The 25,272-nt window shown below is 69.0% G+C and carries 23 protein-coding genes and 2 pseudogenes; 20 read left to right on the top strand and 5 right to left on the bottom strand.

Annotated elements, in window-relative coordinates:
* Positions 1–81 precede the first annotated feature (81 nt).
* The 11 genes from ACZ6Y1_RS35065 to ACZ6Y1_RS35015 all read left to right on the top strand — a co-directional run bounded on the left by ACZ6Y1_RS35065 (position 82) and on the right by ACZ6Y1_RS35015 (position 10,199).
* Complete coding sequence (locus tag ACZ6Y1_RS35065) at positions 82–744, top strand: hypothetical protein (protein ID WP_469639715.1); 663 nt, start codon at positions 82–84, stop codon at positions 742–744.
* A 200-nt stretch (positions 745–944) separates the two neighbouring features.
* Positions 945–1,214, top strand: coding sequence for a hypothetical protein (locus ACZ6Y1_RS35060; protein ID WP_469639748.1), 270 nt, complete (start codon positions 945–947; stop codon positions 1,212–1,214).
* Between the two features lie 91 nt (positions 1,215–1,305).
* Positions 1,306–1,566, top strand: a complete 261-nt coding sequence (locus tag ACZ6Y1_RS35055; RefSeq protein WP_469639713.1) for an acyl carrier protein — start codon at positions 1,306–1,308, stop codon at positions 1,564–1,566.
* Positions 1,567–1,650: 84 nt separating this feature from the next.
* Positions 1,651–2,871 (top strand): beta-ketoacyl-[acyl-carrier-protein] synthase family protein, encoded by a 1,221-nt coding sequence (locus ACZ6Y1_RS35050; RefSeq protein ID WP_469639711.1) that lies wholly within the window; start codon positions 1,651–1,653, stop codon positions 2,869–2,871.
* A gap of 194 nt (positions 2,872–3,065) precedes the next feature.
* Positions 3,066–4,259, top strand: a complete 1,194-nt coding sequence (locus ACZ6Y1_RS35045) for a cytochrome P450 (protein ID WP_469639709.1) — start codon at positions 3,066–3,068, stop codon at positions 4,257–4,259.
* 108 nt (positions 4,260–4,367) lie between these two features.
* Complete coding sequence (locus ACZ6Y1_RS35040; RefSeq protein WP_469639706.1) at positions 4,368–4,931, top strand: hypothetical protein; 564 nt, start codon at positions 4,368–4,370, stop codon at positions 4,929–4,931.
* A gap of 91 nt (positions 4,932–5,022) precedes the next feature.
* Positions 5,023–6,225: a cytochrome P450 gene (locus ACZ6Y1_RS35035; protein WP_469639704.1), complete on the top strand. Its 1,203-nt coding sequence runs from the start codon at positions 5,023–5,025 to the stop codon at positions 6,223–6,225.
* A 105-nt stretch (positions 6,226–6,330) separates the two neighbouring features.
* Positions 6,331–7,536, top strand: a complete 1,206-nt coding sequence (locus ACZ6Y1_RS35030; RefSeq protein ID WP_469639702.1) for a cytochrome P450 — start codon at positions 6,331–6,333, stop codon at positions 7,534–7,536.
* Positions 7,533–8,915, top strand: a complete 1,383-nt coding sequence (locus ACZ6Y1_RS35025; RefSeq protein WP_469639700.1) for a condensation domain-containing protein — start codon at positions 7,533–7,535, stop codon at positions 8,913–8,915. The genes ACZ6Y1_RS35030 and ACZ6Y1_RS35025 overlap by 4 nt, the downstream gene beginning before the upstream one ends.
* Positions 8,916–9,237: 322 nt before the next feature.
* A complete protein-coding gene (locus ACZ6Y1_RS35020; protein ID WP_469639698.1) occupies positions 9,238–9,465 on the top strand; it encodes a hypothetical protein in 228 nt (75 codons plus the stop codon).
* Between the two features lie 161 nt (positions 9,466–9,626).
* Entirely contained in the window at positions 9,627–10,199 is a 573-nt protein-coding gene (locus tag ACZ6Y1_RS35015; RefSeq protein ID WP_469639696.1) for a hypothetical protein, read from the top strand.
* Positions 10,200–10,244: 45 nt separating this feature from the next.
* Here ACZ6Y1_RS35015 and ACZ6Y1_RS35010 read toward each other — a convergent pair whose 3' ends face one another.
* The gene (locus ACZ6Y1_RS35010; RefSeq protein WP_469639746.1) at positions 10,245–11,423 is read right to left on the bottom strand and encodes an ISL3 family transposase; all 1,179 of its coding nucleotides are present in this window, start codon (positions 11,421–11,423) and stop codon (positions 10,245–10,247) included.
* A 13-nt stretch (positions 11,424–11,436) separates the two neighbouring features.
* On the opposite strand from ACZ6Y1_RS35010, the pseudogene ACZ6Y1_RS35005 reads away from it, so the two are divergent.
* The 4 genes and pseudogenes from ACZ6Y1_RS35005 to ACZ6Y1_RS34990 all read left to right on the top strand — a co-directional run.
* Positions 11,437–12,266, top strand: a pseudogene (locus ACZ6Y1_RS35005) (IS5 family transposase); the annotation flags it as partial.
* A 167-nt stretch (positions 12,267–12,433) separates the two neighbouring features.
* Positions 12,434–12,655 (top strand): hypothetical protein, encoded by a 222-nt coding sequence (locus ACZ6Y1_RS35000; RefSeq protein ID WP_469639754.1) that lies wholly within the window; start codon positions 12,434–12,436, stop codon positions 12,653–12,655.
* 223 nt (positions 12,656–12,878) lie between these two features.
* On the top strand, positions 12,879–13,268 hold the full coding sequence (locus tag ACZ6Y1_RS34995; RefSeq protein ID WP_469639694.1) for a peptidoglycan-binding domain-containing protein: 390 nt from the start codon (positions 12,879–12,881) through the stop codon (positions 13,266–13,268).
* Positions 13,269–13,366: 98 nt separating this feature from the next.
* Positions 13,367–13,537 carry a hypothetical protein gene (locus tag ACZ6Y1_RS34990; RefSeq protein WP_469639752.1) on the top strand — a complete coding sequence of 57 codons (171 nt, stop codon included), beginning with the start codon at positions 13,367–13,369 and terminating at the stop codon, positions 13,535–13,537.
* 42 nt (positions 13,538–13,579) lie between these two features.
* Here ACZ6Y1_RS34990 and ACZ6Y1_RS34985 read toward each other — a convergent pair.
* The 3 genes and pseudogenes from ACZ6Y1_RS34985 to ACZ6Y1_RS34975 form a co-directional block, all read right to left on the bottom strand.
* A pseudogene (locus tag ACZ6Y1_RS34985) lies at positions 13,580–13,849 on the bottom strand (transposase); the annotation flags it as partial.
* Positions 13,850–13,922: 73 nt separating this feature from the next.
* A complete protein-coding gene (locus tag ACZ6Y1_RS34980) occupies positions 13,923–14,651 on the bottom strand; it encodes a GNAT family N-acetyltransferase (protein ID WP_469639692.1) in 729 nt (242 codons plus the stop codon).
* Between the two features lie 956 nt (positions 14,652–15,607).
* The gene (locus tag ACZ6Y1_RS34975) at positions 15,608–16,273 is read right to left on the bottom strand and encodes a TetR/AcrR family transcriptional regulator (RefSeq protein ID WP_469639690.1); all 666 of its coding nucleotides are present in this window, start codon (positions 16,271–16,273) and stop codon (positions 15,608–15,610) included.
* Between the two features lie 97 nt (positions 16,274–16,370).
* Here ACZ6Y1_RS34975 and ACZ6Y1_RS34970 point away from each other — a divergent pair, with 97 nt between their 5' ends.
* The 5 genes from ACZ6Y1_RS34970 to ACZ6Y1_RS34950 all read left to right on the top strand — a co-directional run bounded on the left by ACZ6Y1_RS34970 (position 16,371) and on the right by ACZ6Y1_RS34950 (position 21,316).
* Positions 16,371–17,168: an alpha/beta fold hydrolase gene (locus ACZ6Y1_RS34970; RefSeq protein WP_469639688.1), complete on the top strand. Its 798-nt coding sequence runs from the start codon at positions 16,371–16,373 to the stop codon at positions 17,166–17,168.
* Positions 17,169–17,208: 40 nt separating this feature from the next.
* The gene (locus ACZ6Y1_RS34965; protein WP_469639686.1) at positions 17,209–17,799 is read left to right on the top strand and encodes a dihydrofolate reductase family protein; all 591 of its coding nucleotides are present in this window, start codon (positions 17,209–17,211) and stop codon (positions 17,797–17,799) included.
* 702 nt (positions 17,800–18,501) lie between these two features.
* Entirely contained in the window at positions 18,502–20,241 is a 1,740-nt protein-coding gene (ctaD, locus tag ACZ6Y1_RS34960; protein ID WP_469639684.1) for an aa3-type cytochrome oxidase subunit I, read from the top strand.
* A gap of 9 nt (positions 20,242–20,250) precedes the next feature.
* The gene (locus ACZ6Y1_RS34955) at positions 20,251–20,589 is read left to right on the top strand and encodes a hypothetical protein (RefSeq protein ID WP_469639682.1); all 339 of its coding nucleotides are present in this window, start codon (positions 20,251–20,253) and stop codon (positions 20,587–20,589) included.
* Between the two features lie 532 nt (positions 20,590–21,121).
* The gene (locus tag ACZ6Y1_RS34950; protein WP_469639680.1) at positions 21,122–21,316 is read left to right on the top strand and encodes a hypothetical protein; all 195 of its coding nucleotides are present in this window, start codon (positions 21,122–21,124) and stop codon (positions 21,314–21,316) included.
* 1,173 nt (positions 21,317–22,489) lie between these two features.
* Here ACZ6Y1_RS34950 and ACZ6Y1_RS34945 read toward each other — a convergent pair.
* Positions 22,490–25,135: a hypothetical protein gene (locus tag ACZ6Y1_RS34945; protein WP_469639678.1), complete on the bottom strand. Its 2,646-nt coding sequence runs from the start codon at positions 25,133–25,135 to the stop codon at positions 22,490–22,492.
* Positions 25,136–25,272: the final 137 nt, after the last annotated feature.

The following is a 25,272-nucleotide window of genomic DNA, read 5'->3' as shown; positions in this document are numbered from 1 at the left end:
GGATGAGTGGCACCGGTCCGCGCATACAGGCGGGCCCCGTTCCAGCAGGGAAGTGGCGTGATGGCCCGAGGATCGTTGCCCGTGGTGTCCGTGCCAAAACCGGCCGGAGGCGTGGCCAGGGGGTTCAAGCCGTCGTTGCTCAAGCGGGCTCTCAAGAACCGGACTCGTCTGCGTGTCTCCGTCTCGGGGGCGGCGGCCGCGGGAGCGGTGGCGCAGCAGGTCCTGGCCAACATCGTCGAAGGCGCCCGGCATGTGGCCGAGGCGGAGGCCAGGAAAAAGATCCTCCCCAGGCACGTGGCCAAGGCGATCTCCCTGGACGCGGACCTCAAGCAGTCCGGCTCCCAGTGGATGATCCGCCACGGCGGCTCCCAGGACGTCGCCGTCGCCAGGACCAATGCCACCGCCCAGGCCGCGCCGAGCGCTGCTGGCGCCCGTGCGGGCGCCAGCAGCGCTCGGCGGCTCAAGAGCAGCGCAGTGGCCGGCGCGCACCAGTACGGGCCTGCGGTCAAGGGCGTTCTCAGGGCCCGGCAGGCCGCGGCCTCCGCCGCCACGGTGAGCGTGCTCGAGGGCATCGCCAGCGCCTTCGTCGAGGACCTCGCCCAGCACGCCGGCCACCTGGCGGAAAAGCTGAACAAACAGACCCTCACAGACGAAGACATCCTGGCCGCCACCGAACTCCTGCTGACCGGCGGACTGCGGCGACAGGCCCTCGATTCTGCCCATAGCGCCCTGGCTGCTCGCTGAGGCGGCGCCGAAAGTGGCGGGACCGACCGGCTGGCCAGGCCGTTGTCCCCGTCGCGCTGAGCACGCCGCAGCCGCCGCATCGGCGCCCTTCGTCGGCCATAGCCCGCACCGCGCGCGCCGGGCGGCCGGCCACATCTGGTCGAGTCCTGCCGAGGTCACGTGTGTGCGAGGCATTGGCCGGTGTCGGGTGAGGCGAGGAAATCGCCGAGGCCGCAGCCTGGCTCTGCTCGGAGAAAGCCGCGTTCATCACAGGCCACGCCCTGGCGGTGGACGGGGGGCATCACGGCCGGCCTGCGAACCCGTCCGCCTTCCTGAGCCACCTGCCGAACCGTCTGGGGCGCACTGTCTCGGAGGGGGCCTTTCCCTGCCCGCCGCCCGCGATCTGCGCGATCGGGCCGATCCAGCGTCTTCGGCACGCAGCCGCCGAGCTTGGCCATCGGCTCCACACGGTCTGCACGGGTGCACAGTGAATCTTCGTTGTGCACCCGTGCGGGCGGTAACCGTCCTGCGTCAGGTGTCGTTTGGCCCGTGGAAACACCGTGGGCGGAGGAACGAGAGACGATGGCGGAGAAGACGGTCGTGGATTTCGGCACGGAGAGTCTTCGGGCTCTTCTCCAGGAGTTGTTCGCCTTCCCGGACGACGTGCTGACCCCGACGACGACCCTGGACGAACTGGGCCTGGATTCCTTGGCCCTGATGGAGCTGGGTGTGGTCCTGCAGGAACGCACCGGCGTGGAAACCGCCACTTTGGTCAACGACGTTTCCCGGTCCGCCCCCCTGGACCAGGTGGCCCGGACGATCGCGTGCGTCCTGGCACAATGACAACGGACCGTGTCCGTACGGTGCTCGCCGCCGGGCCCGTCCGCCGGTTCGGCCCCGGCGCGGCCCGGTTCTCGGGGAGGGCCGATGGGTGAGGCGGTGGCCGTCACCGGCATCGGTCTGCTCACGCCCGCGGGCTGCGACACCGAGACGACGTGGAAGAACCTGAGCGCGGGGCGTTCCCTGACCGCGAAGAACCCGGAATTCGAGGGCCTTGCGGTCGACATCTCCTGCGACGTACCGGACTTCGATCCCTTGACCGAACTCGGCGGGCGGCTCACCCGCCGCCTGGACCGGTTCGCGCATCTGGGGCTCGCGGCGGCCCGCCGCGCGGTACAGGACGCGGAGCTGCGTATCGAAGACGGTCCTGCCGAGCGGGTCGGCGTCGTGATCGGCGTGGGTTCGAACAGCCTGCGAACCTATGTCGCCGAGTTCACCCGCCTCGGCCAGGACCGGCCCACCGCCGTCTCCCCGCTCGCTCTCCCGCGCAGTGTCCCGAACATGGTCGCCGGGGAGATCGCCCTGGACACCGGGGCGCGGGGGCCGAACTTCACGGTTTCCAGCGCTTGCGCCTCCGGCAGCACCGCTCTCGGCGTGGCCCGGGGCATGCTCCTGGGCGGCATGTGCGACGTCGTCCTGGCCGGCGGCAGTGAGTCGTGGTCGCGCATGAGCGCCGTCTGCTTCGCCCAGATGGGGGCGCTGTCCCAGCGAACCGACCGGCCATCCCTGGCATCGCGTCCCTTCGACCGTGACCGCGACGGCTTCGTCCTCGGCGAAGGAGCAGCCGTTCTCGTTCTCGAACGGCTCGACCACGTGCGGGCCCGCGGGGCCCGCATCCGCGCGCTGCTGTGCGGATACGGAGCCTCCGCCGACGCCTACCACCCGACAGCCCCGCACCCGGAAGGAGCAGGCGCGGAGCATGCCGTGCGGCAGGCTCTGGCCGACGCCGGATGCACACCGGGCGACATCGGCCACGTCAACGCCCACGGCACCTCGACCGTGCTCGGTGACGCCGCGGAGGCCGTCATGCTCCGGCGGGTCTTCCACGACCACGTGCCCCCGGTGACGGCGACGAAGAGCATCATCGGCCACACGATGGGCGCGGCCGGAGCCATCGAGGCCGCGGTCACCGTGCTGGCACTGGAGCGGCAGTCGGTCCCCCCGACAGCCAATGTCGACGAGCAGGACCCCGGCAGGGAACTGGACATCGTCACCGGCACCCCCCGCAGCGTGGCCGTCAGCCGCGCGCTGTCGACATCCTCCGCCTTCGGCGGGCAGAACGCGGCGCTCGTGTTCGGCGCCCTCTGACCCCCGTACCACCAAGACCGCGTCAGCCCTGCCGGTGCGTGAGGGGACCGGCAGCCGCACGCGATGCGATGTGAGCCATCGGGAGGATCTGCGCCGCAAGTACGTGTCCTTCCAGGTCAGAGGTCGTTTCGCAGAGCGTCCTGATTCCACGCCGTCGGACTCGAGGTTGTCGCACCGCAACGGGGAGAATCCACGTGCAGAACACCGCGCACCGGCTCCAGGACGGCACAGGGCACCGGCACGGAGCGCACGCCGTACCCCCGCTCCCCGCTGCCCACGCGGCTCCCCGCCCGCCGGTCGGGCGGAACGTCATGGTCTTCAGCCGGTATGCCGATGTCGCGGTCATCGCCCGGGACCCGGCGTTCGCGGTCAAGGACGCTGAATGGTTCGACGCGCATCTCCCGGGCTGGCGGCAGAGCGCGGGCATGCGGTTGTTCGGCACCCACATGTTGTTCCACAACGGGGCAAGCCACCAGCGGCTGCGGAAGGTCATGTCGCCCGCGTTCAGGCCGGCCCGGCTACGGACGCTTGGCGAAGTCGTGCGTACCACCGTCGAGGACCAGCTGGACGTCCTGGCCAAGCGGGCACGCGGGGACGTCGTCGATCTGCATGAGCTGCTGACGCTCCCGGTCACGCGCAGCACCGGATGCGCTCTCGTCGGCATCCCCGCCCAGGACGGTCCCCGCCTTTACGAACTGGTGCAACCGCTCCTGGCCCTCCTCGACCCCGCCACCGGACCGCTCACAGTGATGCGTGCAGACCGCGCCGCAAGGACCCTGCAGCCATACCTCGACAACCTGGTGGCCCAGCGGCGCCTCGCGCCGACGGACGACCTCGCCTCGCTGGTCGCCGGCTCCCTCGACGACGGCGAGGCGGCATCCGCGCTCGCCCTGGCGCTGGCCGGCGGCTTCGACACCACCGTGACCCTCCTCGACCACGCCCTCAGCGGCCTGATGACCTCACCGACACGCGCCCCGGTGGCAGCGGGCGAGGAACACGCCGTCAACGCCGCAGTCAACGAGGCCCTGCGCCTCGCCGCGCCCATCGGGCTGATCACCCGTATCGCCCTGCACGAGGTGACCGTCGGCGGAGTGCGCGTACCGGCGGGCCAGGAAGTCATGGCGTGGATCTGCGATGCCAACCGCGACCCCCAGCAGTTCCCCGATCCGGACACGTTCGATCCGCAGCGCCCCGCGAGCCGACTGCTGTCCTTCGGCAGCGGCCCCCACTACTGCCTGGGTGCACAGCTGGCAAAACTGGAAGCATCTCTCCTACTCCCGGCCGTGCTGCGGCGCTTCCCCCGCATGGTCCCCTGCGGTGCTCCCGATCCCAACGGCCGCGTAAACGTGCGCGGCTGGACCAGCCTCCCCGTCGTGCTCGATCCCTGACCCCAGCCCCTGGCCCCACGGCGAACCCTCGCCAGGCCGGCCTGCCCCGGCCGGTCCACCAGCCCTCACACCCGCCCGGACACCTCACAGAACGAATGGAAGGAACCCATGCGTCCCTCTCCCAAGACGGCCCGCTCCGCCCGGCGCCTGCCGACCGTCACCGCCCTGGCCGCAGCCCTGTGCGTCGGGCTGACGGTCCTGACGCCGACCGCCTTCGCAACTGCTGCGGCGCTTGAGCCCGTCACCTGCGAGACCACTTCGATCAGCATGGTCGAAACCCCCCAGGTGGGGATCCCAGGCCAGGCGCGCTTCGAGGGAACGGGGACCGTCATCTGCAGTGACGCGCAGGGAGAGCCCTACCTGGAGGGCGAGAGCACGTTCAGCGGCACGCTGCCCTCACTGGATGTACCCCCGACGGGCGCCACCCCCGTATTCCGCAGCCGGGTGGACTGGGCCGACGGCACGGTGACCACGGGCACATTCACCGACTTCTCTGTGAAGCCCGCCGAGAACGGTGTCCTGCAACTCGTGATCAAGGGCGTCAACGACGCCGACAGCACCCGGTTCGCCGGCTACTCCGTCTCCGCCACCGGCCAGTCCGTCCACACCGGTGGCGACCCGACCGGAGAGATCATCAGCACACAGAAGGGCACGGTCACCTACACGCCCTGACCCCCCTCGGACGTGGCAGCGCCTCCGCCGGGGCGCTGCCACACCCGACGCCCTGTGCGCCCGTGAAGCCCCCGCGTGAAGGACCTGAGCATTGAACCCGCAACCGGCCCCCGGGCTCGCGGTACGGTCGTACTTCGACCCGTTCGACCCCGACCTCCATGCCGACCCGTACGCCCGTTACGCGACGGCGCGTAAAACCGCCGCGCTGTGCGAGGGACCGCACGGCCTGACGGTGGTGACCCGTCATGCGGAGGTGTCGCAGGCCTTGCGGGACAGCCGGCTGGGGCACGGGCCGCTCACCGCACCGAACCGGATCTTCTCCTTCCTGGGCATGGACCCGCCCGACCACGGGCCGCTGCGGCGCATCGCCTCACGCTTCTTCAGTCCGGCCGCCATCACCGCACTGGCCCCCAAGATCGCCACCTTCGTTGACGGTCTGCTCGACGTCGCGCTGGAGAAGCAACACGTGGACCTCCTCGACGACTTCGCCTACCCACTTTCTCTCCGTGTGGTCTGCGGCCTGTTCGCACTGCCCGAAGAGGAACAGCCGTGGATCCGTGAACAGACCCCGCCGATCGCCCGGCTCCTCGACCCGCCTTACGCCCTCGCCGAGCACGACCTGGCCTCCGCCCACCTAGCGGCCGCCGGATTCGTCGCCTACCTGCACCGGAAGATCAACGAGCGCCGTCGCCACCCCGGCCCCGACGCGCTCAGCGCCCTGATCACCGAAGCCGACTCCGGGGCCACGCTTTCCCGCCACGACCTGCTTCCGATGTGCGCCCTGCTGCTGATGGCCGGCTACGAGACCACCGCCAACATCATCACCAACGGCGCCCTCGCCCTGCTGCGCCACCCCGACCAACTCGCCGCCGCACGGCACAGGTCCGGTAGCGGACAGCTCGACGACCGCGCCATGAACGAACTGCTGCGCTACGACTCCTCGATCCAGATCACCTTCCGCACCGTGCAGCGCCCGACAGTGATCGCGGCCACACCGCTGCTCCCGGGGACACCGGTGGCCCTGCTGATCGGATCGGCCAACCACGACCCTCGCGCATTCGCCCGCCCCGACCAGCTCGATCTGGAGCGCGCACCCAACCCGCACCTGAGCTTCGGCGCAGGCATCCACTACTGCCTCGGCGCGCCGCTCGCCCGGCTGGAAGCCTCACTCGCTCTCGGCCGGCTGCTCGCCCGGACCCGCAGCATCGCACCCAACGGGGCGGTCCGGCACAAGGACATCACCGCCACCATCCGCGGTGTGACAGCCCTCCCCGTCACCCTCACCGCCACCTGACCCCGCGCCCTCGGGACAAGGAACCCACCAGCGAACATGACGTCCGTCAGCCCTCAGGGCATGCACCGCATCCCCGCTGCCCGGTCATGCCCCCACCCAAGGCTGGTGACCGGCGACCCTTCGTCCTGGGACGCGACCACGGCCTTCAGAGACCTGCGGGAGCAGGCTCCCGTCCAACAGGTCGTGCTGCCCGGCGACCTCGTCGCCTGGCTGATCACCGGCGCCACCCAGGCACGACAGGCCCTGACGGATCCACGCCTGGCCCACGACATGCGCCGATTGCCCGACCCCCGTCAAGGCTTCGGCGGCCGCCGCTACCCCGACGACATCTTCTCCGCCGAAGGCCGCCACCTCCTCAACAGCGACGGCACAGACCACCACCGCCTGCGCAAGATCCTCGCCCCCCTGCTGTCCCGCACGGCCGCGCAGCGATGGAAGCCGTTCATCGCGCAGACCTGCGCCGAGCTCCTGGACGACCTGGCCGCCACCACCCGCCCGGACCTGGTCACCGACTACGCCCGCCCGCTCGCCGTACGGGTCACCGCGGCGATCCTGGGGATCCCGGCCGCAGCGCGGCAGCAGCTGACCCACCTGACCCTGGAAATGATCAGGGCCCACGACCCCGAACACCCCACCGTGCATCGGGCCAGGACCGAACTGTTCGGCCTGTGGACTTGTATCGTCGGCCACAAACGGCGCCACCCCGCCGACGACCTCCTCACCCACCTCACCCACGCCCACACCCAAGGACGCCTTTCCACCGAAGAGCTCCTCTCCGTGGCCTGGGGCCTCTTCTCCGGCGGCATCTCACCCACCACCACACTGATCGCCTCCGGAGCGATCGAAATCATGCGCAGCCCCGCACTGCGCCACGCCCTCCGCGACGAAGCCACCGCACGCTACGTCACCGAGGAACTGCTCCGCATCACCAGCCCCTTCCCGGTCTCCGTCTGGCGCTTCGCCCTAGACGACGTCACCCTCGAGACCACCGTCATTCCCCGAGGATCCGTCGTGCTGATCGCGCTGGCGGCCGCCAACCGCGACCCGGCCGCCTTCCCGCAACCCGCCACAGCGCACCTGAACCGGCACACCGGCCACCTGTCGTTCGGCCTCGGCCCCCACTACTGCCCCGGCGCGCCCCTTGCCCGCCTGCAGGCCACCGAAGCGCTCACCGCACTGTTCCACCGGTTTCCCGATCTCCGGCTCACCACCGCGGAAACCGCCCTGCGCCGACAGGGAGTACTGATCGAAAGCGGTTACCAGCACGTGCCGGTGTGCACGGGCAGCATCACCACCAAAGGCGCCACGTGATCCAGCTGCCGGCAGAAGAGGCCGAGATCGAGCCAGGCCACGCCCACACCTGGCACCTCACCTTCCCCGACGCCCCCACCGCACCGGCTCCCCGGCGCCCCACCGGCTACAGCCAGGCCGTTCACCTCGCCTCAGCCTGGTCCGCGCACCAGGCGAACCGGCCGACCACTTTCGCCATCGCCTGCAGCTTCGAGCTGCCCGGCCTCCTCGACCTGCCCGCACTCGAAGCCGCCCTCCTGCACCTGGCACACCGTCACGAGGTCCTGCGCACCCACTGCCTCCCCACCGCATGGGGTGTCTCCGTCCGCGTCTGTGCACCCACGGACACACGCCTCGAACCCGTCCAGGCACGACCACTCCCCTCACGCGCCTCCACTCGCGCCCACCTGCACCGGCTTCTGCGGCAGGTGAACCCGATCACGGGCCCCCTGGTCGTCATGGGAGCCGTCGTCCGTGAAAACTCGACCACGGTCCACGTCGTATACGACCACCTGGTGGCCGACGTCCTGTCCGCCCCGATCACCGTCGCAGAGCTCACCCGCGCCTACGAAGACCTCACCCACAACCGACAGCCTGACCCGACGCACGCCGGCAGCTACCTGGACTTCGCACAACAGGAACGCACCTACAACCGCGCACTACGCGCCACCGACGAACAACTGCGGCACTGGCGAGACTTCACCACCGACGGAGCCCCGTTCCTCCCCACCTTCCCCCTCGACCTCGGCGTCGAGCCGGACCGCTCCTACACGTCGGTCAACCGCACCCACAGCCTGCTGCCCGGCCACCTGACGCAACGGGTGGAGACAGCGTGCCGAGCGTCCGGCGGAAACCTGCTCACCGGACTCCTCGCCGCGACGGCCGCCTCAGTCCGTGACGAAGGCGGCCCCGACACCTACCGCGCCCTCATGCCGGTCAACCGGCGCGGACCAGACCAGTACGCGCACTCCATCGGCTGGTTCGTCAACGCCGTCCCCATCGAGATCGCCGCCCCCCACCGAGCCTCCACCGACACCCTGATCGCCGAAGCACGCCACGGGTACGAAGCCGGACGCCGACATGCCGCCGTTCACTCCGCACGCGCACAGCAGCTCCTCAGCCGCGCGGGCGACACCGCCACCGACCACCGCCCCGCCCACTTCTTCTCCTACCTCGACTTCCGCACCGCACCCGGGGCCGACACCCCGTCAACGCACACTGCACGAGTCCACCTGTGGTATCCGGCCTCCAACGGAACCTTCTTCTGGTTCCACCGCAACCACCACGGACTCCACCTGAACACCCTCCACGCCGACACCCCACGCGCCCGGCACACCGTCAGCTCCTTGATCCACAGACTCACCCGAACGCTGCGCACACTCGCGGGTGCATCAGGATGACCTACCCGTGGGCGGCTACCGACGGGCCCGCGCTCCCTACCGGGATCCCGGCGCAGGCCTGAGCCCCCGGACCGCCCGGGACGCTTGCGACGCGGTCATCCCCGCCGGTGATGTCCAGCCATCACCAGGCCGGGCTCCGTGGTGTGCGGCTTGTCGAACGGCTATGGGCGCACGGGGCAGGAACCGGCACGGATCCCTGTAGGGCCGCAGCGCCTCTGGGAGGGCTTGAAGTGCCGTTTCGCCGGTGAACAGTGCGCCTCTCGCGGGTGAAACGACCCTTTCGTGCTGTCGCTGACGGTGCTGCGGCAGATACAACCGCCTCGTGATGATCACGATCTCGCGGGCTGCCCTCGCGGCCGCCGCTGCCCTTGCCCTGTCCCTTCCCTCCACGACCGCACACGCCGCCGACTCTCCGGCCGCGGTGCCGCAAGTACTCCCGATGGGGGTGGCAGTCTCCGCGCTGCAGCTGGCGGTGGAGGACCGGACCGGCTATCAGTGCACCAGCTTCCGGCACTGGAACGCTGATGCGGATCTCGAATTTTGGCTCTGACCGGAGTTCCGTGAACGATCTTGAGCCTGGTGTAATGCCAGGGTGATGTAGATCGCCGGGAAGCGGGGAGGCTCGGTGCGTGGGCGGGGGCGGGTGAACAGATGGCGGCAGCAGAGTCTCAAGGTGCTGGGAAGAGGCCAGCGCGGGTCGACTGGGAATTGATGCCCCTGGAAGGCGTCGGGCCGCTGTGCTTCGGCATGCCTATCACTGAGGTCGCCGCGGTGCTGCCGGGCATGGCCGAACTGCGTCGGTTCCAGGCTGACCCATCGTTTCGGGAAATCCTGGGTGTGGAGTTCGGTACTGGGCCTGCGCAGCCTGCCGTGTATGCCTACTTCGCCGACGGCCTGCTGTTCTGCGTCGCGGTCGACCCAGTGCATGGCCCCCAGGTGACGCTCTGGGGACGAGAGTTGACCGCTTGCGTTCCGGCCGATCTGGAGCGGTTCCTCCTGCATGCTCACGATTGTGGGGTGCTCGATGTGAGGTACGGTCCGCGGGGAAACCCTGGAGCCAACGGGCTCGGTCTGGTCGTGCGGGTACAAGAGGCCGCCGGAAGCGTGGTGACCCGGCCGGTCATGGTGGGCCGGGCCTGGGCGGACCGCTGCACCGACGACTGGGAAGGCGCGATCCCGGAATGTGAGTGGGTGGGCCGTCAGTGGATGTACCCCGGTCATTCAGAGCACTGGCCCCCGCCTGGCTACGCGCCGAACTGGCATGACTGGCATCCGCCCTTCTAGCCCACACAGCTCTCCTGACGCTGCTCGGCTTGAACCCCGTGAAGATCACGGGCGGGTAAGGATGCGTATCCGGAGCAGTTGGAATGAGGCCCGGCCGTACATGGCTCTCTTGAGTGTTTTCACGCGGTTGACGTGGCCTTCGACGACTCCTGAGCTCCAGTGCAAGGTCAGGCCAGCGGTGACGGCGTCGAGGTCGCCGCGGAGGAAGCCAGCGAAGCCGCTGATGGGCTTGGGTGCGTCCTGTTCGGCCTGGCGGATCCACTCGGTTAGGAGGAAGCCGCGCCGGTTCCGAAGGAGTTCGGCGAAGGCGCGGGCGAGGTCGCAGGCTCGGGCGATGTCGGGGCAGGCGATCCGCACGTCCAGCAAGCGGCGGGAGAGATCGGGTGGGAGGGTGTCCTGTGGTCGCATGATCCAGCTGGTGATCTTGCGGGGGCTGGGGAGGTCGGCTCGGACGGGTTCGGCGTTGCCGGCGCGGAGGGCAGCGAGGTGTTTGCGGACGACTTGGCGGCTGCCGCGGTAGCCGCGTTCGCGGATCTCCAGAAACAGGCGGCTGCCGCTGACGTGGCCGAGGCTTTCGGTGAAGCGGGTGTTCAAGTACGGCTTGAACGGCTCCAGTACTCCCTCCGGGCGGCGTTCATAGGCGGAGGCAAGGAGCTGGTCGAGGTCGGTGTCGCGGAACCGTCGGACGGTCTTGCGGTCGAGTTTCAGACGGCGGGCGATCGCGCTGACGGTCCAGCCTGCCGCGACGAGTTTGTGCACGTCGGCGTGGCGGTGGCGGGTCCGTTCGAGGATCGGCGTCCGTGGCAGCTCGTGCAGCGGGAGCTTCATCAGCGGGGGCGCCTCGGGTATCCCGGCGGTCTCTTCGTCGGCTCGTTTGCGCAGGCAGGTGCGGTGTTGGTGGCAGGTCTTCTCGACCGCGGCGGCAAGGTTCTGCAGCAGGTGCCAGCGGTCGGCGACTTCCACTGCGTTGGGGGCTGCTTCCTTGATCGCTCGGGTGTATGCCGTGGCCCGGTCGCGGCAGATGATCTCGGCGCCGGGATGTTCACGCAGCCAGGCGGCGAAGGTCTCGGATGTGCGGTCGGGCAGGACGTCCACGACGCGGCCAGCCTCGACGTCGACCAGGATGGTGCCGTAGGTGCGGCCTCTGCGGAAGGCGAACTCGTCGACGCCGAGGACCCGCGGGGACCGTTCCGGCACTATCGGAGGGTCTAGGCACTGTCTGATAATTGATCTTGTGGTGGGTCGTGGTGAGCTGACGGATGTGGCGTGGGAGCGGATAGCACCCCTGCTGCCTGGTGTTGATGGACGTGGACGACCGTGGCGGGATCATCGGCAGGTCATCAACGGGGTGTTGTGGCGGTTGCGGACCGGTGCCCCGTGGCGTGACCTGCCGGAACGCTACGGGCCTTGGCAGACGGCCTATGAACGGTTCGCCCGCTGGGAGGCGGACGGCACCTGGGCCCGCCTGCTCGAACAGGTCCAAGTCCGCGACGACTCCGTCGGAGCCGTGGAGTGGACCGTGTCGGTCGACTCCACGATCAGCCGGGCTCACCAGCACGCCGCCGGTGCCCGCAAAAGGGGGCGGCGGCGGGGGACGAACTGGAAGATCCGGCACGTGAGGCGGCTGGCCAGGCGCTGGGCAGGTCCCGCGGCGGGCTGACCACCAAGGTCCATCTCGCCTGCGACGGCCGAGGCCTGCCTCTGGCCGTTGTCGTCACTGCGGGCAACGTCAATGACTCGACCGTCTTCGACGCCGTTCTGGGAGCTTTGAGGGTTCCCCGGACCGGCGTCGGGCGCCCCCGCCGCAAGCCCGACGCGGTCATCGCGGACAAGGCGTACTCGTCCCGGGCGATCCGCCGGGTCCTGCGCAGGCGGGGCATCCGGGCGGTGATCCCGGAGCGGGCGGACCAGAAGGCCAACCGGCTGCGGCGCGGACAGGCCGGCGGCAGACCGCCGGCCTTCGACCGTGAGCTCTACAAGGCCCGCAACGTGGTCGAACGCTGCTTCGGCCGCCTGAAGCAGTTCCGCGCGATCGCCACCCGCTTCGACAAACTGGCCGCCCGCTACAACCAGGTGGTGCTCGGCCGGGTGAGTGGCGAGCGTGGAGCCGCCGAACAGGAGCACGTGTGCCCCGTTCTCCTTGAGTGCGGTCAGTTCCCCGACGACGTCCGCCGAGGCCCCGACCGGGCATCGTCTTCGTACCGTTCCGGGACGCACCCACCATCGACTACGGCGTGCTGTGGGCCACCGACCGCGCCACCGCGGCCCTCCAGGCCTTCACCACGACCCTGCGCGAGATCGCCACAGCGGACCGATCGGCAGACGGGGCGCAGGGCCTTACGCTGCAGGTGTACCTACCGGCAGAGGGGGAACACCTTGGTGGCGCGACCTTGGCCTCGGTGTTGTACGGGCAGGTGATCCTGTTCTCGGCCCGCCGCCGCAGCGGGGCCTGGTAGCCCTCCACCACACCAAGCTGTCGGGCCTATCGAGGCGGGTGCGCAGAAGCGCGGCGATTGTGGCGGCGTCGCGAGGCCTGGAGAAGGGTAGCGGTGCCGGCTTCGCGGCCGCGCAAACCTATTACCTACTCAATGCCTATTGGATGGACGGTAGTTGACTAAAGTGATCTATGGTTCAACTAACGGCTCAGGGGGAGCTGTACAGAACCGAGAGGTCCTTGACGTGCGTAAGAAGACCGCGACTCGCATAGGCATCATGGCAGCGGGGACTGTACTGGCCGTCGGCGCCACCGCTGGCACCGCCAGCGCCAACTACAACGCCAGCTACGTCGGCTACGGCTATGCCGAGTCGGGTGCGGGTGTGTGGTGCGTGCAGCACATCCTCAATCACAACAACATGTACTACGCCGGGCTCCGTGAGGACAGCTACTGGGGTCCGAAGACGGAGGCGGCGGTCAGGGAGATGCAGCGGAGGCTGAAGGCCAGCGACACCCCACTCGAGGTTGATGGTGTCGTAGGCCGCCGGACCGGCGGTTGGCTGGTCCGCTTGGGTACCGACGGCTATGCGGGCTACGGCAGCTACTGCGAGGGCGTGCTGCCGACCGGCTGGTAACAGCCGACGCCCAGGGCCTGCTGTTGGCTGGCGCTCTGGTTGCGGCGGGCTGGTGGCGGGCGGGGGCATCTCGGGCTGGTGAAGGCGGAACCGCCGTCATGGTCGAACTCTCCCCGAAAGGCCCCCTCCCCGGTGACCTGCCGTACTTCACGCGTCCGGTCTGCGAACCGGAACCGCCGATCACCACGATCACGGCCGTCGCAGACCTGGACAACCTGATGGACGGCGCGAAGTGCTCGTGCGAGGCGGGCGACGACAACCATCACTGACCCCAACCGGTCACTTCCGCTCACCACCCTCGGCCCCGTCCACCCCGACGCGCTCGCCCCCGCCCTCTTCGAGGCTCGCAGGATCTTCTCCCACGTGCCGTCCGCTGACCACCTGCGATGACGGTCGTGAACTGTCTTCCACTTCCCGAAACGGGACGGCAGATCCCGCCACGGCAGACCAGTCCGCTGCCGAAAGAGGACCCCGTTGATCACCCGGCGGTGACACTGCCACCGCCCACCCCGACCCACATTCCTCGGCAAATGAGGTTCCAGCCGAGCCCATTCCTCATCCGAAAGATCACTCCGCCCCACGTTGACCGCAACGATCCACCAGAGTCGGAGTCACGCGACCCATCGGACACGACCTAGCGCGGCGGTGTCGGCATCAGTGCGAGGCCCACCAGGTCGAGGGGGCCGCGACGGTGTAGCCCAGCGACTCGTACAGCGGTCTGCCCAGCTTCGACGCGGTGAGCGTGAGCGGGAGGTCCGCGAGGGGCGCGAGGGAGCCGAGCATGACGGCCCGTCCCACGCCGCGCGACCGGAAGGACTGGGACGTCGCGATCCAGTAGTGGCTGCCGATGCCGTCGTCCACGACGCTGACGCCGGCTCCCACGGGCACGCCGTCGTGCCTGGCGACGAACACGTCCACGCCCGGGTGCTCGATCAGCGCCGCCGGGAACAGCTCGCCGGGGCGGTACGGCTCGAATCCGGCCAGCTCGAAGCCTTCGATCACGATCCGCTCGGCGGCTTGGAGGTCCTCGGTCCGCCGTGCCCAGACCACCTCCAATGCCGGTTCACCGACCGGGCCGGGGGGCCGCAGCATGACCGGCATCTGCCAGCTGCGCAGGTTCAGGTGGCTCAGGTCGGTCGAGCTGAACGGATCCTCGACGTTTGCCGGCCCCGGGGCGCGGCGTACCAGCTCGCTCACTTCGGCCAGCTCGTCCGGGTCGAGGTCCGGCTCCTGGATCAGGATCCGCAGGCCGGCGCGCAGGTCGCCGTCGACCGCGACGAACCCGCGGCGGCGGATGACCGCGTGGCCCCGGCTTCGGCCGGTCGCGGCCCAAAAGGCGGCGGAGTTACGGGCCTGACGCATCGGTGCATCGGTCAGGGTCACTGGCTGTCCTGCCGGCATGGATCGTGTTGTCATCGCACCGACGGTAGTGCCCAACTGCCCGATTTCAGAGGCGGTTTTTCCTGCGGTCCCGCAGGGTGCTCGTCTCCCGGTCCAGTCGAAGGGCATCAAAAGTCGTTTTCTCTTCTGCGATCGGTACGAGCCCGGATCGAGCACATATAACCCAGACAGCCGACCCACCGCCCGCGGCTTGGAGGAAGAGCAGGGACTGCGCGACCGCCTGGCCGGGCTGGGGGGGGGGCAGCACCGCATGGCAGCAGGGTTCGCCCGGTGAACTGGCGGGCCGCATGGTCGGCGCCACGTTGCGCGTCCTGACCACCCCGCCTGGCGCTCCGGTTCCCGACGGTCCCCGCGTCTCCGCCTCCGCTGCCTGTTTCTGTTCCACCACAACCCCACCGGCGCGGCCCCTGGCCAGGCCGCGCCTGCGGTGCCGGCGCACTGGCAGACGGCCGCCCAGACCTCGAGCCTGGGACGGGGCCGGTGACGGCCGGGGCCCCCGGGCGGTGGGTATCGACGCGTGGGCGGAGTGGGGGGCGGGCGGCCTGGTGGGCGCTGTCCGACCGGGACCGGATCGCGGCCGGGGGCCTGCTGCTGGCCGGTGCCCTGATCGCGGCGGGCGGGCTGCCTCGGGCTGGTGGAGGCGGACTTCGTGCTGACGTTCCTCGGCGGCATGGCCAGGGTGGTCACTCTGTACCGGGGCGCGGTGTACCGGCCGCGGCCCGCTCCGACTCCGGCCCCTGGTCGCGCCCTCGGAAGAGGGTCAGCGTCACGTCGCCCGCGAGGGGTGCAGCTTGTTGCGGTCGCTTCGAGGTGGGCGATGGCGACGACCGGGTCGATGCCTTGGAGTGCTACGGAGTCGAGCGCGGCCTGGCCCGGCCCTCCGTATGTCTGGAGCACGGCGGCTGCAGCCCGGTCGTCGGTATTCCTGACTCGGAAGACTAGAGGCCGCGTTCGATCATCGCGATCACGTCCTGCCCGGCGTCGTGGGCCTGTTGCGGGGTGATGCCGCGTAGTGGGCCGTCGATCGTCAGTACCGCCAGGCCGTGGACTGCCGACCAGGCGAGGAATTCTGCGCCCGGGCGGCGTTCGGCGGGCAGCAGGCCGGTTTCCACGAGGCCGTCCAGCGCGGTGCCCAGCAGTTCGAACGGGGTGAGCCCGCCTGCCCCGGCCGCGGTGGTGTCCGTGGCGTAGGCCATGTCGGCCGGGACGTGGAAGGCGGTGCGGAACAGGCCCGGCTCGGTCACGGCGAAGCGGATGTAGCCCGTCCCGACGGCGCGGAACCGTGCGCGAGCGTGTCCGGCGGGGTCGTCGTCGGCGCTGGCGGCGGGGGCTGCCCGGGCGATTTCTGCCTCCATCATGAGCGCGACCTGGGCCATGGCGGCCTGGGAGACCCCGTGGACCAGGGCACCCCGGTCGGCGAAGTGCCGGTAGGCGGCATTGGGCGAGACCCCGGCGCGCCGGGTGACCTCGCGCAGCGAGACGGCATCGGGCCCGCCCTCGCGGGCCAGTTCCAGCGCCGCGTCGAGCAGGGCGTTGCGCAGGTTTCCATGCCGGTACGTGCTGCGCTTGGCAGGCGGTTCGGTGCCCGGTGGCTTCGAGGACATTCGCTTCCTCCCTCAGATGTGGACAGCGTCTACTTATAGGTATAGCCTACGGACAGAAAGTGGACGCCGTCCACATAACTGTTCATGGGGGTTTGCCGTGCAGAAGGTTGTATCCCGCGACGGGACCGTCATCGCGTTCGACCGGATCGGCGCGGGCCCGGCCCTCGTCCTGGTCGGCGGCGCCTTCCAGGTCCGCGACGACGCCAAGTGGGTCGAACTCGCCCGCCTCCTCGCCGACCGGTTCACGGTGGTGACGTACGACCGGCGCGGCCGCGGCGACAGCGGCGACACCGCGCCGTACGAGGTGGCCCGCGAGTTCGAGGACCTGGCGGCCGTCATCGACGCGGTCGGCGCAACCGCCGGCGTGATGGGCATGTCCTCGGGCGCAGTGCTCGCCCTGGAGGCGGCTGCCCACGGTGTCTCGATGACCGCGCTCGCCCTCTACGAGCCGCCGTTCGTCCTCGACGATGCCCGTCCGCCGCTCCCCGCGGACTACCTCGACCGCCTGCGCGGCGCGCTCGCGCGGGGCGACCGCGGCGGGGCCGTCGAGGTGTTCATGACCGCCGCCGTGGGCATCCCCGCGGAGTACCTCGCTCCGATGCGCGCGGACGCCGCGACCTGGGAGCGGCTCTGCTCGGTGGCGCACACCCTGCCGTACGACGGCGCCGTCATGGGCGACACCATGTCGGGCCGCCCGCTTTCGGCGGACCGCTGGGCTTCGGTACGGATTCCCGTGCTGGCAGTCGGCGGCGGCGCGAGCGACCCCTCGCTCCAAGCCGGCGCCCGGGCCCTGGCCGAGCTGCTGCCGACGGCCGGCCACGCCACCCTGGAGGGGCAGACCCACGACGTCGACCCGGCCGCCCTGGCTCCGCTGCTGACAACATTCTTCGCCTGAGACGGGGTCTTCGCACGAGCACGGTTTCGCATCCAGCGGCATGTCCCTCGACGGCTTCATCGCCGGCCCGAACGCCGGCCCGGGCAACCCGCTGGGCGACGGCGGCATGAAGATCCACCGCTGGCTCTACTCGGTCGAGGCCTGGCGCGAACGCCAGAGCCTTCCCGGCGGCGGCGAGCGCAACGCGTCCGCCGAGGTGGTGGAAGAGGCCTTGGCCCGCGCGGGCGCGTATGTGATGGGCCACCGGATGTTCGCTGAGGGAGAGGCCGGCTGGCCGGACCCGCCGCCGTTCCGGGCCCCGGTCTTCGTCCTCACCCACACACCGCGCGCCCCGTGGGTCCGCGGGGGAGGGACGACGTTCCACTTCGTCACGGACGGCCCGCGAGCCGCTGTGGACCGGGCGCGGGCGGCGGCCGGGGCCAAGGACGTCCAGATCTCGGGAGGCGCCGAGACCGTACGGGCATACCTCGCCGCCGGCCTCCTCGACGAGCTGGAGATCCCCCTGGCCGCGCTGGTCCTCGGCTCCGGAACCCGCCTCCTCCACGGGGTCGACCCGTCGATGGGCCTGGTCCCCGACCGCACGGTCGCCACCCCCGAGGTGACCCACATCCGCTACCGCGTCGCGCGTTAGCCAGGCTCTGTTTGGATCACGGGCCCGACTACATCGAGGTGCCGCGCAACCGATCGAGGGGCGGCGTGGACCGCCGCGGCGCCCTGCCGGGCGGCGGATGTTGACGAGCTGCGTCAGACAGGTGCCCAGAAGAACATCAGGGCCGCTGCCGTGGCTGCCCGGCTCGTCTCCCGGGTGCACGAGGTATCCGCAGGGTGGGGGTCTGACGCGGCGAGGCAAGCGTTCCGTGAGCGGGTCCGGTTACACGAGGACGGGCTCCGGGCGGAGAGCGACGCCGGCGGTCGTGCGTACGCTCGCGGCCATCTCTTCCAGGGCAGTGTGGAAGCCGTGCGCGGTGGCTTCGGCCTGGGCGGTGAGGGTGAGGGTGCGTCGGGTGGAGCAGCGGACGTCGCGGGTTCCGCGCTGGCGTAGAGGGGCGTGAACCGCTTCCGGCCGGTCAGCGGGTACTGCAAGTTGGGGGGTGTCCCAGACTTCCTCCAGCCGTACGACCGTGTCATTGCCCCAGACCGGGGAACGTCCCCCTGTGGCTGTGACGAAGCGATGGGAACGGCTCGGAGCCAGCAGTGGGCCAAGCGGGTCACCGACCAGCCTCCTTGATAGCTAGCGGTCACTTTCCGTAGTAGATGTGTAAGCCGCGCGTAAGGCCCTGGCCGGGTAGCGGCGCGTGATCCGTCCGTGTGCCCTCGAACAAGGGAACCGTCCATGGCGACGTCGACCGAGCCCGTGACGCCGATCCCCGTACGGGGCCGTTCCTGGGGAAGCGTGGTGGTGACCTGGCTGACGACCACCGACCACAAGAAGATCGGCCACCTCTACCTGATCGCCTCGTTCGGCTTCTTCGTCATCGGCGGCATCCTCGCGCTGCTGCTGCGCGCGGAGCTGGCCCGGCCGGGCATGCAGATCGTCTCCAACGAGCAGTACAACCAGGTGTTCACGCTGCACGGCACGATCATGCTGCTGTTCTTCGCGACACCGACCTTCGCCGGGTTCGCCAACGCCATCATGCCCTTGCAGATCGGGGCGCCCGACGTGGCCTTCCCGCGTCTGAACATGCTGTCGTTCTGGCTGTTCCTGTTCGGCGGGATCATCGTGGTGTCCAGCCTGTTCACCACGCAGGGAACGGCCGACTTCGGCTGGACGGCCTACACGCCGCTCAGCAGCGGCAAACGCACCCCCTACGTCGGGGGCGACATGTGGATCATGGGCCTGGCGATGTCCGGGTTCGGCACGATCCTCGGCGCGGTCAACTTCATCACGACGATCATCTGCATGCGCATGCCCGGCATGACGATGTTCCGGATGTCGATCTTCACCTGGAACATCCTGCTCACCTCGGTGCTGGTGCTCTTCGCGTTCCCCGTCCTCGCGGCGGCCCTGCTGGTCCTGGAGGCCGACCGGCGCTTCGGCGCGCAGGTGTTCAACCCGGCCAACGGCGGCGCGCTGCTGTGGCAGCACCTGTTCTGGTTCTTCGGGCATCCCGAGGTCTACATCATCGCCCTGCCGTTCTTCGGGATCGTCACCGAGATCTTCCCCGTCTTCTCCCGCAAGCCGCTGTTCGGCTACCTCGGCCTGATCGGCGCCACGATCGCGATCTCCGGGCTGTCGGTCACCGTGTGGGCGCACCACATGTTCGCCACCGGGGCCGTGCTGCTGCCGTTCTTCTCCTTCATGACGTTCCTGATCGCGGTACCCACCGGGGTGAAGTTCTTCAACTGGATCGGCACGATGTGGAGGGGGTCCATCTCGTTCGAGACGCCGATGCTCTGGTCGGTCGGCTTCCTCGTGACGTTCCTCTTCGGCGGCCTGACCGGCATCATCCTGGCCTCCCCGCCCCTGGACTTCCACGTCACCGACTCCTACTTCGTGGTGGCGCACTTCCACTACGTGGTCTTCGGAACGGTCGTCTTCGCCATGTTCGCCGGGTTCTACTTCTGGTGGCCGAAGATGACCGGCACCATGCTCGACGAGCGTCTGGGGAAGATCCACTTCTGGACCCTCTTCATCGGCTTCCACATGACCTTCCTGGTCCAGCACTGGCTCGGTGCCGAGGGCATGCCCCGCCGGTACGCGGACTACCTCGCCGTCGACGGTTTCACCGCGCTCAACACCCTCTCCTCCATCGGTGCCTTCCTGCTCGGCCTCTCCACGTTGCCGTTCTTCTACAACGTGTGGAAGACGGCCAAGTTCGCGCCTCGAGTGGAGGTGGACGACCCGTGGGGCTTCGGCCGCTCCCTGGAATGGGCCACCTCCTGCCCGCCGCCACGGCACAACTTCCTCACCTTGCCGCGCGTGCGGTCCGAGTCCCCGGCCTTCGACCTCCATTACCCGGAGATCGCCGCGCTGGACTACCGGGAGGACCACAAGCGCGATGTCGTTGACCAGGACAGGGCCTCCGCCCCCCGAGGGTCCCTGCGCGGCAAGAACCCGGAGCAGCCCCGGTAGGAGGCGGCGATGACCGAACGCCCGGAGGAAGCGGCGGCCGGGCTGGCAAGGATCGAGGGGTACCTGATGAGCCAGGCCGCCCTCCGCGAGGCACGCGAGGAGGGCCGCGCGTTCGCCGACGCCCTCACCTGGCTCGGCCCCCGCGAGCAGGACGAGATCAGCGACCGCTTCGCCCAGCATCACCTGCGCCTGCGCCGCGAGATGCTCGCAGCAACCGTCGCGAGGGCCACGGAACTACGCCAGGAGTACAGCCACCGCTATGCCCGCCTGCGCCGGCGCGTCATCGGCCTGACGCTGGCCGCCTTCGGAGTCTGTTCACTGGCCTTGGCCCTCCTCACCCGGCCCTGACCGCCGCAACGCCAGGACGCCTCAGGCCGCTGGTGGGCATCCTGGCTGGGGCGCCTTCGAGGGCGGGAGCAGGCTCTCTGACCGACCCCCGGCGCGGGCTGCCACCACACGGTGGCGGCCCGCGCTGTCGTGTGGCCGGCCCTGGGCGCCCCCGCAGGGGTGAATTTTCCCCTCGCGTACGCGTTGGTGTAGCTCCGGATTCCACTCCGAGCAACTTGGAAACACGCAGGTCAGGCGTCTAGGGCGCGAAAAAGTTCACTCCTTGAGTTGGAACAAGGGGCGGCGACGGCAGCAGCTCTTACTGCTGGCCCAAGGACGTGTCCTGACGTGCAGTTTTCTACGAGAAGTCCCGGTCGGCCGCAGGGAGGCGCAACACGCTTGCGCGGTCTGCGGATTGGGGTTGGCCCGTGCGGGGTCGATACTCTGGCTTCCACTCGTTCGGGTGTGTGTGCAGCTCCTGAAGCGCCGGTTCTTCGCGGTCCGTTGGGCCGGCGTGTCACCCGTTGCACACCGATCCGAATGGAGGGCTCCCATGCCCGGTAAAGACGAAACGCCGTCCGAGAAGTCGGAGGACGTGGCGCCGAAGCCCGGGGGTGAGAGCAGCACCATGCACCTGCTGCTCGCCGGTGCGATCTCGGCCTTCCTGGCCGGTCTCGCTGGTGAGGCCGCGCACTGGTTCATCCAGTTCGTGGTGTGGCTGTACGAGTACCTCGGCAGCCACCTGTAGAACGCCGAGCGCCTCCTGATGCATCAGCATCAGGAGGCGCCGTCCCGGCAGTGTTGCAGCACTGTTCGGGTGATGGTGCGCGTGTCACCCAGCGGTCTCTGCCCTGTCTTTTGCCAGGCCGGGCAGAGGCCGCTCCTTGTTGTGGCGACGGTCCACCTGCTTCCAGGCGAAGGCCGTCTCCTCCACGGCGTACGCCACCCCCTGGGTAGCCCACTCGGCTTCACGGACCGCTCCCCGCGCACGCGAGGATGACGACCCACCGAGCAGCGCTGGTGGTGCTCAGCGGACCTTCCCGCGTGCGCGGGAGAGGTCCGCCGGGTTGGGGCGTACGCCATATCTGTTCCAACTGTAGCGAGAGTCATCCAGGAGGATGGACATCGTGTCTCCCTATCCAGTCGGACGATGGTGCGTACGGAGGCGGCCGTCAGGGTTTCCGGCGTGCTGTCCCGGCCGGCGGCCGACCTTGGCGGGGAGGGTCAGGCTGCCAATGCCTGGCCCAGTCGATGCCGAGTGCGGGGAGAGTTTCGAACGGTACGGCGCTCGAGCCGGTCGCGGCGCTTGACCTGCCCGGAACGCCCCGCCTTCGCGTTAGTGGTACTGCTGGCGGGCTTCGACCCCGATTGAGGGACCGTGCGAGGCGACGTTCCCTTGATGGCGGACGCGATCAGGCAGGCCAGAGGCATGATAGATGCCGACTCGACCTCGGCCTCCTCACGGTGAACTAGTCGAGCGTCATGCATACGTGAGGCTTCACGTGCTTGGTGATCCACCCTTTCGTCCCCCACTTGAGGCCGGTCTCCGAGTCGCCGTGGAGCTCGACCTCGTAGAAGCCGTTCTTCTCCCGCAGGACGTAGACGGAGTCCTGTCGCTGAGGGGGAGAGCACTTGCGAGGTGTGGGTCCTGGCGAGCTGGGGTGTTGCAGGTTGGTCGAGAACGGCTTGTGTGACGCCAGCCGCGGCTTGGTCTGGGAGTGTTGCAGCTTGGTTGAGAACCAACCGGGTGTCGCAGATGTCGTCTGCGTCTAAAGAGCCGAGCGCGATTTTGGCCTCTCGGGTTGTTTCTGCAGGTCGGGGGGATCGGACAGTCGGGTTGCGGGTTCGGGGGTGAGGTGCGGAGCGCTGTCTTCCTCCGCTGTCGGTTCCCAGGGCAACACTCCTCGATGCTCGCCGTCTGCTACCCGAAGTAGGGGGAACCGTTTTCCAGCCAGCCGATTGCGTGCAGGTCGCGTGCGAGCCAGCTGTAGGCGAGGTTTGTGGCCGGCCGTTCATGGCGCAGGATGATTGTTTCCTGGCTGACTTCGGGCACTCGGAATGCAGCTGATGTGCCCTGGGCCAGGTGCGTCCACTGCCTGGGTGGTACGTCAGGTTCTTGAATCAGGTCGAGGTTCACCACGGGTTTGTAGCAGTCACGTGCCGTGCTGTCCGTGTGGAGCGTGTACTCCAGGATCGGGGGAAAATCGGCGGTCTCGTCCGGGCTTGGCGTGATCACGAGGCCATCGGCGCGGGCCGGCATGATGCTGTATAGGGCCAGTGCGTGCCCGAACCGGGGGAAGTTCGCCTCTACGAGTTGCTGATATCCGATGAGCGCATTCTGCAGGACGGTGGTTGCGATGGACCACGTCAGCTCAGGGGAGTAGGCCTGCCAGACGAACCGAGCCCCCGTTCTTTGATCCGCGGGCGGGTATGGAGCGGCGAGGGTCTCATCGCGGATGTGCTGGAGCTCGGTGTGGAGCCAGCGGACGTCGTCGGAGTCGATGGTGTCGCCCGCTGTCCGCCAGGTGCACCACTGGCTGATCTCAACTTGCTTCAGCATTGTCTGCACCTCCAGCCGGAGCTCACGGACAGGTATCGGAGCGCCTTGCGGGAGCCGGCGGCCGGAGAGGACTCGACGAGCGAGAAACTGGATCCGCTCGGCCGCGAGCGGGGAGCCGGATGGCACGGGCAGTAGCCTCCGCTGGATGCGGAGCGACAGAGCCGTACGCAGCCGATTGCGTGCCCAGGTCCATCTCGAGAGGTCATCCTTAGGCAGGGTGAAGCCTTCGATGCTGTGAAACTCTGACTGCAGGCCGGCGCCGAACTGAAGGTCCGGACGTGCTACGAGATCCGCCTCAAGCACACCTTCGCGACCTACGGCAAGCAGCATGAAGTCGCCTTCGAGCCGGATCCCCCACGGTTCCAGCACGCTTCGGTGTTGACGCGTCAGCTGGGATGGCAGGTTGCCGAGACCGTCGGTCCAGGCCTGCATGGCTTCCCTGAGCCATCTACCTGCCACGAGTGTTGACTCCTGGCTGGAGTCTTGGTGCTTGCTGCCTACCTGGTGTGCTCGCTGCCCGGCTGGCGAGACCTCGTCGAGTACCCATGACGCTGCGGCAGCGTTTGCTCGTACGAGACGTGACATGAACTCCACCGCCTTGTCCGTCGCAGCAGTGTCGATCGCGAAGGCGACCGCGTAGCGCCAGCGAGGGAAGCTCTCAGGGGCTGCAGCCTCTTCAAGCTGGGTGATGCCATCTTGGAGTGCCTGCGCGGCGAAGTGCTGCTCGAACAGTGGCAGAGCAAAACGAAGCTGGCCGTCGTCCCGGACTACCAGCCCAGTCTCCTCCAACTCCCAGACGTCCTTGTCCCGCCCGAACGAGGAGGCCCGGACTTGTCCGGCTGAGTCCATGACCAGGGCGGCGAGTCGTACGAGGCCGCCCCACACCTCGTCCTTGACCGGCCGCCGCTGCTGTCGGAGAACGGAGCTTGCCAGACCAGCGAGCAATTCCTGCGTCGACACATTTGCGTCACCGCCGGCACGCAACCGGCTTGCCAACGCGTGGACTAGGAGGGGACTCGTAAGGAGCTGCCGGGCTTCGTGTTCTTTGACGGCGTGGAAGGCCAGGTCACCCACGATGAGGCGGAGCAACTCCAGACCGCGCTGATGAGGCCATGGCGCGACCTCGATATGCTCGCGCTCGTCCACCTCACCCGCCCCCGGCCGAGTCGTTGCGAGAACACTGAGCCGAGGCCATGTCAGAACAAGCCGCCTTGCCTGGGCCAGCACCTCATGAGCATCCCACGGACTCAGCCGATCCAGATCGTCAATGACGATCCGGCATTCCCGCTCCAGATCTCCACTCAGGGCCGCTTCCAGCTGACGCTGCTCCAGGTCCCGCGCCTCCAGCCACACCGGCACCGCCACAGTTGCATCCGCCTGCGCCCGTATCAACCCCGCGCACCACCAATGCTCCGCTTCCTCGCTCTTGCCTGCACCCATGGGCGCCACCAGAACCCGCACGCTCCCGAGGGGAACCTCCACAAATGCCTGCTCCTGAGCAATAAGCCATTCGAGAACATCGTCCCGCCGATCTGCTGGCGTACCACTCAACCGAGTAAGCCGTCGTGCGAGAGAACGCCGACCTGCGAGCCCCAGTGCCTTCGTGCGTTCCGCATCCGCCGTTGCTTCCTGACCGTCTGCAGTCGGCCGATGGTCCGTCGGCGAGGCGAGCTGCTGGCTGCTTCTTGCCATTGACGGCTGCGCTTCCTCCAGGAGGTTCCGCCAGTACCGCTCGTTCAGCTTTTCCCCAACCCAGTCACTCCAGACATGAACCAGGGCGAGGAGGTGCTCGCTACTGCTGGGGCTGGGCACCGTCGCGCGCGCCGGTGGAACGGCAAGCCAGCCGCTGATCGCTTGGAACCTGACGGTGACTGCGTACGGCGTGCGTATCGTCGAGCGCGCGGCCTCCCGCCTCGACCACGGCAGCCCTGCAGCCTTCCGTGCACGCTTTGGCCGCCCCTCGAGGGCACGCAGCTGCTCGTTCAGTTCCTGCGCCGGATCCGGCATCCGTGCTCCCGGTGGCTGTCCGTCGTGTCCGCAGCTACCCAGGCGGACACCTCGTTGACCTGCGAGCCTAGAGGCCGTTCGTCCGGAGCGTCCTCCCTTTCGGACGCCAGCCTTGTTTGGGCTGGAACCTCAGGTCA

It is taken from the genome of Streptomyces sp. NPDC053432 (assembly GCF_055585365.1).
The sequence above is the reverse complement of the archived record's forward strand: the minus strand, read 5'-3'. Positions and strand labels throughout refer to the sequence as shown.

What these genes read in the sequence shown, in the direction of transcription:
- ACZ6Y1_RS35055 (WP_469639713.1), top strand. Translation starts at nt 1,306, where the DNA reads ATGGCGGAGAAGACGGTCGTGGATTTCGGCACGGAGAGTCTTCGGGCT.
- ACZ6Y1_RS35050 (WP_469639711.1), top strand. Translation starts at nt 1,651, where the DNA reads ATGGGTGAGGCGGTGGCCGTCACCGGCATCGGTCTGCTCACGCCCGCG.
- ACZ6Y1_RS35040 (WP_469639706.1), top strand. Translation starts at nt 4,368, where the DNA reads ATGCGTCCCTCTCCCAAGACGGCCCGCTCCGCCCGGCGCCTGCCGACC.
- ACZ6Y1_RS35015 (WP_469639696.1), top strand. Translation starts at nt 9,627, where the DNA reads ATGCCCCTGGAAGGCGTCGGGCCGCTGTGCTTCGGCATGCCTATCACT.
- ACZ6Y1_RS34990 (WP_469639752.1), top strand. Translation starts at nt 13,367, where the DNA reads ATGGTCGAACTCTCCCCGAAAGGCCCCCTCCCCGGTGACCTGCCGTAC.
- ACZ6Y1_RS34975 (WP_469639690.1), bottom strand. Translation starts at nt 16,273, where the DNA reads ATGTCCTCGAAGCCACCGGGCACCGAACCGCCTGCCAAGCGCAGCACG.
- ACZ6Y1_RS34965 (WP_469639686.1), top strand. Translation starts at nt 17,209, where the DNA reads ATGTCCCTCGACGGCTTCATCGCCGGCCCGAACGCCGGCCCGGGCAAC.
- ctaD (WP_469639684.1), top strand. Translation starts at nt 18,502, where the DNA reads ATGGCGACGTCGACCGAGCCCGTGACGCCGATCCCCGTACGGGGCCGT.
- ACZ6Y1_RS34955 (WP_469639682.1), top strand. Translation starts at nt 20,251, where the DNA reads ATGACCGAACGCCCGGAGGAAGCGGCGGCCGGGCTGGCAAGGATCGAG.
- ACZ6Y1_RS34950 (WP_469639680.1), top strand. Translation starts at nt 21,122, where the DNA reads ATGCCCGGTAAAGACGAAACGCCGTCCGAGAAGTCGGAGGACGTGGCG.
- ACZ6Y1_RS34945 (WP_469639678.1), bottom strand. Translation starts at nt 25,135, where the DNA reads ATGCCGGATCCGGCGCAGGAACTGAACGAGCAGCTGCGTGCCCTCGAG.